The sequence below is a fragment of the Gemmatimonas sp. genome (assembly GCF_041689975.1).
In the GTDB taxonomy this organism is placed as follows: domain Bacteria; phylum Gemmatimonadota; class Gemmatimonadetes; order Gemmatimonadales; family Gemmatimonadaceae; genus Gemmatimonas.
This window is the reverse complement of sequence record NZ_JBDNFF010000059.1, coordinates 23,846-31,747: the sequence shown is the minus strand read 5'-3', so window position 1 is coordinate 31,747 and position 7,902 is coordinate 23,846. Positions and strand designations below refer to the sequence as shown.

Sequence of the window (7,902 nt, the reverse complement as noted above, 5' to 3'; positions counted from 1 at the left end):
TGCTGCCGATTACCCCAGCTCCAGTGCACACCACTCTGTGTCGCGAATTCAGGGTCGGCCACCACCTGCGCCACGCGCTCGCCAGAGAGTTCCTGCGTGACATATCCCTTCGTGATGTTCTTCTGAAACCACGGGAAGATCACTTGAAACGCCCGCGGCGCATGACGGAACAGCGGCGTGTCCGCGACGCAACCCGGATAGAGCGTGTTGAAAACGATGCCCGACTCGGCGTGCCAGCGGCGGTGCATTTCGCGGGACATGATCATGTTGCACAACTTGCTGTCCTTGTAGGCCTTGCCCGGCTTGAACGCTTTGCCGTCGATCATCGCGTGCGGCGCCTTGAACCCCGCCTCCAGTCCCTCGAGGTTTCCCAGATTGGCCGGGGCGGGAATCGGAATCTTGCCACCGAATTCTTCGAGGTTGGCGGTTACCGTGCCTAGGGTGATCAGCCGCGGCGAGGTCGCGCCGGCAGCGCGGGCCTGCTCGAGATCGGGCAGCAGCAGATGCGCGAGTAGGAAGTGACCGAGGTGGTTCGTCGCCACCGAAATCTCATAGCCCTCGGGCGAATACATCGGCGCTTTCAATCGCGGCTGATACACCGCCGCATTCAAGACCAGCGCATCAAGCCGACGCCCCGTGGCGCGAAAATCAGCGGCGAAGTTCCGCACGCTCGTCTGACTTCCCAAATCGATGTGCATCAGCGCACGCTGCGTTTCGGGAATCCCGAGCGCGCGCGCGGCCGCTTCACCTTTGGCGAGATCGCGTACCGCCATCACCACGAACCATCCGCGCTTGGCGAGGGCGTTGGCCGCGTGGAGACCGACACCGCTGCTGGCACCGGTAATGATCGCGGTCTGGGGCATCGTGCTCTGAGGCGTAGTCGTTGACATACCGGCAATCCTAACGCACGCAGCGCTCGGCGACGAGGCTTCGTGGCGACGAGGCTTCGTGGCGACGAGGCATCGTGGCGACGAGGCATCGTGGCGACGGCCGAATGCCATCACGCAAAACACCCCGTCACCGGAATCCCGGTGACGGGGTGTGCGCGCCCCTCCACGAAGCACGTCCTGCAACTCCAATTCACACCGAACTACGGCTTCTTGATCTGACGACCAATGATGCCGCCCAACACGGCGCCCCCCAAGGCCCCGATCGCACCACCCTTTACCTTGTCACGCGACGTCGCGACACCGATCGCCGCACCGGTGGCCGCGCCGATGATCGCACCCTTCTGCGTGTTGGCCGGGCGGGTGCCCGATCCGCTCGCAGCCCCGCCGGTCGAACCGCCACCGCTCCCGGCGCTGCTCGTCCGTCGTGCACTCGATTGCTGCGGTATGTACACCACCCGCGTCTGCGGTTGCGGTGCCGGATACCCCTGCGGGTAGGCTGCGGGAGGATACCCTTGCGGGTAGCCCGCCTGCGGATACCCATACGGCGCTGCATACTGCCCCGGGTACTGCGGTGCGTATCCCTGCGGATATCCCGCCTCGGCCGGACTCGCGAACTGCGCGCGATTGCCGAGCGACTGCGCAGCGGCGACCAGATCGGCCTTCAGCTGTTCGTCGAGCCGCTGGCCGGCTCCTCCACAGGCCGTCAGCATTCCGAAGGCTACGGGAACCAGCAGCAACGAGACGTGACGCATGCGCGTAAGGATTTCAGTCATGGATCCTCCTGAGATGATCGTGCTTCCAGGCTCCGTGTAAGGCAGGGCGCGTGCCACGCCGAATCGACCGATTTCCGGTCGAAATGGGTCGGAAACCGTGGTTCGGAGTAGTACGTTGTCCTCATGTGGGGTCAGTGACCCGTCTCTCTCCAGCGACACCTGCCGCATCACCGTTCATATCCTTCCGGAGTTTTCGATGTCCATTCGCTCGCGTGCCACTCGCTTCGTCGCGGTGCTCGCTGTCGCTGTAATCGCTCCCTCCATGGTCGGCGCACAGGCCGCCGCGCCGATGCCGCTTAAAGTCGGTGATCGGGCGCCTGACTTCACCGTGACCGTCGTCACGTCGGCCGGTGTTGTGGCCAAGCCGTTCAAGCTGTCCGAGCACAAGGGCGAGACCGTCGTGCTGGCGTTCTTCCCGAAGGCGCGCACCAGCGGCTGCACGGTGCAGATGGAATCGTATCGCGACAAGTACACGCAGACCTTCCAGGGCGGTAAGAAGGTTACGCTCGTGGGCGTCAGCATCGACAGCGATACGGCGCTCGTCTCGTGGGCCAAGGATGCGAAGTTCCAGTTCCATTTCGCCGCCGACACCGACCGTAAGGTCGGCGTGGCGTACGGCGCCAACGCGGGCACCGGCTACCACAAGCGCACGCTGTATGTGATCGATCCGTCGGGCAAGATCTCGTACGTCGCCGCGCCGTTCAACCAGATGTCGGCCGATGCCTACACGGAACTCGGTACCGCCATTACGCAGGCCGGCGGCTCGCATTAAGTCAGCCGAGCCGTGATGTTTTTGTGGTCACATTCGTGGTCACGTCAATGACCACCACGCAACATCCCCGCGCCCTGCTCTCGGCACTCTATCGTGCCGCGGTGCAGGGCGCGGCGCCGTTTCCCCGCACGCGCGACGCCGTGCGCGAATGGTTCGATTCGCGCCCGTCGCTGTCGGTGCAAGCGCCGGTGTACGTGATCGCGCTGGGCAAGGCCGCACCGGCCATGATGGCTGGCGCACTCGACGCGCTCGAGCAGCTCTCGCGAAATGTGCACGGCGGACTCGTTGTGGCCGCGCACGAACCGAAGCGGGGTGAGGTCGGTAACGACCTGCCCGCCCACGTTCGCCTGATGGTCGGTGATCATCCCGTGCCCGGGCCGGCCTCACTCGATGCCGCTGACGCCCTCGACGATCTGACGCACCGCATCGAGGACGGCAGCCTTGTGCTCGTGCTGCTCTCCGGCGGTACGACATCGCTCTGTGCGGCGCCGATCGCCAGCTTGTCGCAGGCCGTCGGCGACGCGGATCGTGCGCAGTCGCATCTCGCGACGCTGTCCGAGACGTTGTTGGAGTCGGGGTTGGCGATTCACGAAATGAATGCGATCCGTCGCCGCGTGCTGCGCTGGGGCGCAGGACGTCTCGCGGTCAGCCTCGTGCAGCACGGTGCCGAACATGTACCGGTGTTCGCCATCTCCGATGTGATCGGCGACGATCCAGCCGTGATCGGCTCCGGTCCATGCACGGCCGATCCACTCGACGACGCGACGTTTCTGGCATTGCTCGATGCGCACGACATGCGCTCGCGCGTCGAACGCGTGATGGGCACGGTGCTGGGCCTCGAAGGGACCGGCGATCCGCCGCGCGTGCCCGCAATGGATCATCCCGCCCTCGCTCGCGTCGACTACACGCTGGTGGCGCGCAATGCCGATGCGGTGCAGGCGCTGGCCAACGAAGCGCGGGCGTTGGGGATCACGAAGGTGGTGGTGCAACACACGCCGCTCGAAGGCGACGCGGCGCAGCTGGGCGAGCAGCTGGCGCGTCTCGCCCTGCAGGCCGCGCCGAACGTGCGCGGTGACACGTTACTGGTGTGTGGCGGCGAGCCCGTCGTGAACTTGCGTGCGACGGCCGATCGTGCGCTGTCGCGCCACGAGGACGAGTCGATGGACGTGCCGTGGTCTGATGAACCGCTGCGCGGTGGTCGCATGCAGGTGCTCGCCCTGTCGGCAGCGCTGGCGCTCGAGGAAGCGGCAGCCCACGGCAACGCGCGCGCCTGGAAGATCGGCGTGATGGCGGCCGGTACCGACGGACGCGACGGCCCCACCGATGCCGCCGGCGCGATCGTGGACGCCGCCGTACCTGCGCTGGCACGCCGTGCGGGCCGGTTCCCCGAGGACGACCTCGCGACCGGTCGGTCGTGGTTCCCGCTCGATGCGGCCGACGCGCTGCTACGCCCCGGCCCCACCGGCACCAATGTCATGGACGTCGTCGCGCTGTTGATCCGCGCTTAACGCCGGTAACGGATGCCTACTGACAATCGGTGCTGTACAGGTCGCGCGCGAAACCGGCGTCCTGAGCGTCCTTCATGGACCCGAAGCCGACTTTGTCGTCCGGCTTGATGAGCTTCACCGTATGGCAGCCCTGCGCGTAGTACTTCTTCGTCTTGAGCGATCCCACGAATGGGGCACTGGCCGCGTCGATCGCGTTGGCAATGGCCCTCTGCGCGACACCAGGAACGTTGTTCTGCGCACCCGCGCCGCGGACGGCCGTACCGGCACCACCCGAGGCGCAGGCGGTGAACACAAGTGACGCCGACCCGACGATGGCCACGGTCGCGAAATGACGGAAAGAATGCATGGGACCTCTGGGAATTAGTTTGTGAGAACGGAAAACAAGGGCGAGAATGCGACGCGACCGTCATGATATAACACTGTTAAATCTTGACGGTGACGTCGCATTGTCAAGGTCCCATCGACGCGGTATCGTTGGCCATGCCCGCCAAACGCGCATCCCGTCCCACCGTTCGCCCCTCCACCGACCATCCGTCGCCGGCGGCCGCCGCTCAAGTGGCGTCCGCACAACGCGCCGACTCCGGCTCGCCCGATGCCTATCGCCGGCGCCCCCGGCAGTCTCGCGGGCAGGCGCGGGTGGAACTGCTGCTCGACGCCGCAGCGGCCGTGATTGCCGAGCAGGGCCTACAAGCCGCGACGGCCGAAGCGATCGCGCTCCGGGCCCGAACAGCGAAGGGCTCGTTGTATCAGTTCTTTCCGAACCGCGATGCCGTGCTCGCCGCGCTCGCGCTACGCTATGCCGACGAGATGCGCGCCATTCACGAGCGCGCGTTCCCGATCGACCCGCACGGTCTGCCCCTCGATCGCCTGATCGATCGCATCGTGAAGCCGCTGGCCGAGTTTCATGACACGCACCCCGCCTTCCGCCGCGTGTTCGCTACGGTCGAGGGTCCGGGCGACGACACGCGCTCGGCACCCACTCGGCTGCGAGCGCAGCTGTTCGAGTCGTTTGTCGACCGGCTCGACGTGCTGTTTTCGGCGCGCAACCCCAAGCTCGCGATCCGCGACCGGCGGCGCATTGCCCTGGTGGCGGCCTCGCTCGGGCAGTCACTGCTGGCCCGGCGTGGACGTGCCATCGCTGCTGAAAAGAAGCCGCTGCTCGATGATCTGCGGCGCATTCTGCTGGCGTACCTGCAGCCGGTGCTCGAACCCCCCGGCGGCGACGAGAAGGCAGAGCGAAAGGCGGCGCCGAAAAAACGGTGATCCAGCCACGTTGCCCTCGGCCTCTGAATCGATGACTTTTCGCCATGGCCAACATCGTGAACATCGGTGTCATTCAGGACACCGCGTCGGATGATCTCGCCAGCAACGTGATCCGCGCGGTAACGCGTGTGCGCGAAGCCGCTGCGCGAGGCGCGCAACTCATCTGTTTGCAGGAGCTCTTCAACGCGCCGTACTTTTGCAAGAGCGTGAAGCCCGAACGTTTCAGCCTCGCCGAGGCGGCGGACGGCCCGACGGTACACACCTTTCAGGCGCTTGCTCAAGAGCTCGACGTCGTCGTGGTCGTGCCGTATTTCGAGCGCCAGGCCGCGGGGCTGTATCGTAACTCCGCCACCGTGATCGATGCCGACGGCAGCGTACTCGGCACGTATCGTAAAATGCACATCCCGCACGATCCGCTTTTCGAGGAGAAGTACTACTTCGCCCCCGGTGACGTGACGGAAGATCTGCGACACGATGCGCATCCCGGGATCAACGGCTTCCGCGTGTGGCGCACGAAGTATGCGGATATCGGCGTGCTGATCTGCTGGGATCAATGGTACCCGGAAGCGGCGCGCATCACGTCGCTGCTCGGCGCACAGGTGCTGTTCTACCCGACCGCGATCGCGTGGCATCCCGGCGAGAAGGCCACATTCGGCGACGCGCAGGTCGATGCGTGGCGCACGGCGCAGCGCGCGCACGCGATTGCCAACGGCGTGTTCGTGGCGTCGCCGAATCGCGTGGGGTTCGAGGCGGAGCCGGGCACCGACGGGCTGGAGTTCTTCGGGCAGTCGTTCATCGCCGACCCCTTCGGACGCTATCTCGCGCAGGCCGGCACGGAGCCGGAGATTCTCGTTGCCACCTGTGATCTTGGCCTGATCGAGGAAACACGTCGCAACTGGCCGTTCCTGCGCGATCGTCGCATCGACGCGTACGGACCGATCACACAGCGCTGGCTGGCGGGTCGTTGAGTCACATCATCGAGTTGTCCGCGCTCGGTCCGGTGCGGATGCCCGCCGAGTGGGAGCGTCACGACGCGACCTGGATCGGCTGGCCCACACACGAACCCGATTGGCCCGGCAAGTTCGCCCCGATCCCGTGGGTGTACGCTGAGATCGTGCGTGCGCTCGCGCCCTACGAGCGCGTAGAGATCCTGTGTCAGGACGACGCCGTGTGCGAACACGCGCGAGCGGCGTTGACAATGCACGGGGTGGATGCCGCGCAGTACCGTCTGCACGTACAACCCACGGATCGGGTGTGGTTGCGCGATTCGGGTCCGACCGGTGTCCAACGCGCCGACGGCAGCGTGGCGCTCGTGCACTGGGGCTTCGATGCGTGGAGCAAGTACGACAACTACGCGCTCGACGTGCATGTGCCTGAGGCGGTCTCGCGGGTGACGAAGCTGCCACGGGTGGAGGCGGTGCGTCACGACAACGGGCAGCGCCTTGTTCTCGAGGGTGGCGGCATCGAAACCGACGGACTCGGCACGATGCTGGTGACCGAAGAGTGGCTGCTGTCCGATGTGCAGGTGCGCAACTCGGGCTTCACGCGCGCCGACTACGAGCGTGCGTTTCACACGTACCTCGGCATCACGCATACCATCTGGCTCGGGGAGGGATGCATGGGCGATGATACTCACGGGCACGTGGACGACATTGCACGTTTCGTGTCGCCGGGTGTAATCGTGCTGGCGCACGAAGAAGATCCCGCCGACGAGAACCACGCGCGGTCGCGCGACAATCTGCACCGGTTGCAACGCGCGACGGATGCTCGTGGCGAAGCGCTGCAGGTCGTGACCTTGCCGTATCCGCGCGCGGTGATCATGGACGGTACGCGATTGCCGGCCAGCTATGCGAACTTCTACATCGCGAACGGGGTGTGCCTCGTGCCCACCTTCAACGACCCGGACGATCGCGTCGCGTTGAACACGCTGGCGGCGCTGTTGCCAGAGCATCGCATCGTGGGCATTCACGCCGTGGATCTTGTGTGGGGACTCGGCACGCTGCATTGCCTGAGCCAGCAGCAGCCGGCCGCCGCTGTCGCTCCGGTGGCATCATGACGATACCGCCGATGCCCTCGGGCTCCGACACACCGCCGGAGCTTCCGCAAAACGAGTTGCCGCGCTGGGCGCAGAAGCAGAATCAGCAGCGATCGCTCGAGCAGCCGAGCGAGGCCGAGATGGAGGCGTTCATCGGGCCGAAGTGGGAGAAGGTGTACCGTCGGAAACTGGCGCCGTTCTTCGAAGACGCGTCGTTCGTGCCCACGTGGAACTGGAGCGCGGCGATTGCTTTCCCGCCGGCTTGGTTCCTGTATCGCAAGTTGTATCTGCCCTTCGCGTTCTTCTTCCTGATGCCCGGTATCGCGTTTCGGCTGCTCACCGGCACGGAAAAGCCGCTCACGATGGCGGCCATGCAGTTGCCGGAGAATGAGTGGCTGCTCATGATGAACGCGGCGGTGTTCGTGTCCACGATGCTGGCGTCGGGTGGCACGGCCAACTGGTTCCTGTATCGTCGCGCGCGCGCGGCCAACCGGTTGGTGATCCAGCAGCAGTTATCGCCTGCCGACTCGCAGCGATTGCTGCGTCGGGTGGGTGGCGTGAACAAGTTGGCGACGGGGTTGTTCGTGGCGCTGTCGATGATGCTTGCCGTAGCAACAATAGGGGCGTGATCGATGCCTCGCGGTCGCGTTCGCTCGGAGCC

General features: G+C 65.5%; 9 protein-coding genes. 6 read left to right on the top strand and 3 right to left on the bottom strand.

The features are described from left to right. The coding region (locus ACESNG_RS04550; protein ID WP_373067982.1) for a protochlorophyllide reductase at positions 1-890 on the bottom strand (890 nt) is incomplete at its 3' end. Between the two features lie 200 nt (positions 891-1,090). Then, on the bottom strand, positions 1,091-1,663 hold the full coding sequence (locus ACESNG_RS04545; RefSeq protein ID WP_373063744.1) for a YMGG-like glycine zipper-containing protein: 573 nt from the start codon (positions 1,661-1,663) through the stop codon (positions 1,091-1,093). Positions 1,664-1,859: 196 nt separating this feature from the next. Between ACESNG_RS04545 and ACESNG_RS04540 the strand changes: the two genes are divergently transcribed. Then, positions 1,860-2,435 carry a peroxiredoxin family protein gene (locus ACESNG_RS04540; protein WP_373063746.1) on the top strand — a complete coding sequence of 192 codons (576 nt, stop codon included), beginning with the start codon at positions 1,860-1,862 and terminating at the stop codon, positions 2,433-2,435. Positions 2,436-2,482: 47 nt separating this feature from the next. Continuing rightward, positions 2,483-3,943, top strand: coding sequence for a DUF4147 domain-containing protein (locus ACESNG_RS04535; RefSeq protein WP_373067980.1), 1,461 nt, complete (start codon positions 2,483-2,485; stop codon positions 3,941-3,943). A gap of 16 nt (positions 3,944-3,959) precedes the next feature. Here the strand turns inward: ACESNG_RS04535 and ACESNG_RS04530 are convergent, their stop codons facing one another. Then, positions 3,960-4,289, bottom strand: a complete 330-nt coding sequence (locus ACESNG_RS04530; RefSeq protein ID WP_373063750.1) for a hypothetical protein — start codon at positions 4,287-4,289, stop codon at positions 3,960-3,962. Between the two features lie 134 nt (positions 4,290-4,423). On the opposite strand from ACESNG_RS04530, the gene ACESNG_RS04525 reads away from it, so the two are divergent. Genes ACESNG_RS04525 through ACESNG_RS04510 form a run of 4 tightly spaced genes read left to right on the top strand, consistent with a single transcriptional unit; the run spans position 4,424 to position 7,870 of the window. Further along, positions 4,424-5,206 carry a TetR/AcrR family transcriptional regulator gene (locus ACESNG_RS04525; RefSeq protein ID WP_373067978.1) on the top strand — a complete coding sequence of 261 codons (783 nt, stop codon included), beginning with the start codon at positions 4,424-4,426 and terminating at the stop codon, positions 5,204-5,206. 44 nt (positions 5,207-5,250) lie between these two features. Further along, complete coding sequence (locus ACESNG_RS04520; RefSeq protein ID WP_373063754.1) at positions 5,251-6,174, top strand: carbon-nitrogen hydrolase; 924 nt, start codon at positions 5,251-5,253, stop codon at positions 6,172-6,174. Beyond that, positions 6,171-7,262 carry an agmatine/peptidylarginine deiminase gene (locus ACESNG_RS04515; RefSeq protein ID WP_373063756.1) on the top strand — a complete coding sequence of 364 codons (1,092 nt, stop codon included), beginning with the start codon at positions 6,171-6,173 and terminating at the stop codon, positions 7,260-7,262. The genes ACESNG_RS04520 and ACESNG_RS04515 overlap by 4 nt, the downstream gene beginning before the upstream one ends. Continuing rightward, positions 7,259-7,870 carry a hypothetical protein gene (locus ACESNG_RS04510; protein ID WP_373063758.1) on the top strand — a complete coding sequence of 204 codons (612 nt, stop codon included), beginning with the start codon at positions 7,259-7,261 and terminating at the stop codon, positions 7,868-7,870. The genes ACESNG_RS04515 and ACESNG_RS04510 overlap by 4 nt, the downstream gene beginning before the upstream one ends. Positions 7,871-7,902 lie beyond the last annotated feature (32 nt).

What these genes read in the sequence shown, in the direction of transcription:
- ACESNG_RS04545 (WP_373063744.1), bottom strand. Translation starts at nt 1,663, where the DNA reads ATGACTGAAATCCTTACGCGCATGCGTCACGTCTCGTTGCTGCTGGTT.
- ACESNG_RS04540 (WP_373063746.1), top strand. Translation starts at nt 1,860, where the DNA reads ATGTCCATTCGCTCGCGTGCCACTCGCTTCGTCGCGGTGCTCGCTGTC.
- ACESNG_RS04535 (WP_373067980.1), top strand. Translation starts at nt 2,483, where the DNA reads ATGACCACCACGCAACATCCCCGCGCCCTGCTCTCGGCACTCTATCGT.
- ACESNG_RS04530 (WP_373063750.1), bottom strand. Translation starts at nt 4,289, where the DNA reads ATGCATTCTTTCCGTCATTTCGCGACCGTGGCCATCGTCGGGTCGGCG.
- ACESNG_RS04525 (WP_373067978.1), top strand. Translation starts at nt 4,424, where the DNA reads ATGCCCGCCAAACGCGCATCCCGTCCCACCGTTCGCCCCTCCACCGAC.
- ACESNG_RS04520 (WP_373063754.1), top strand. Translation starts at nt 5,251, where the DNA reads ATGGCCAACATCGTGAACATCGGTGTCATTCAGGACACCGCGTCGGAT.
- ACESNG_RS04510 (WP_373063758.1), top strand. Translation starts at nt 7,259, where the DNA reads ATGACGATACCGCCGATGCCCTCGGGCTCCGACACACCGCCGGAGCTT.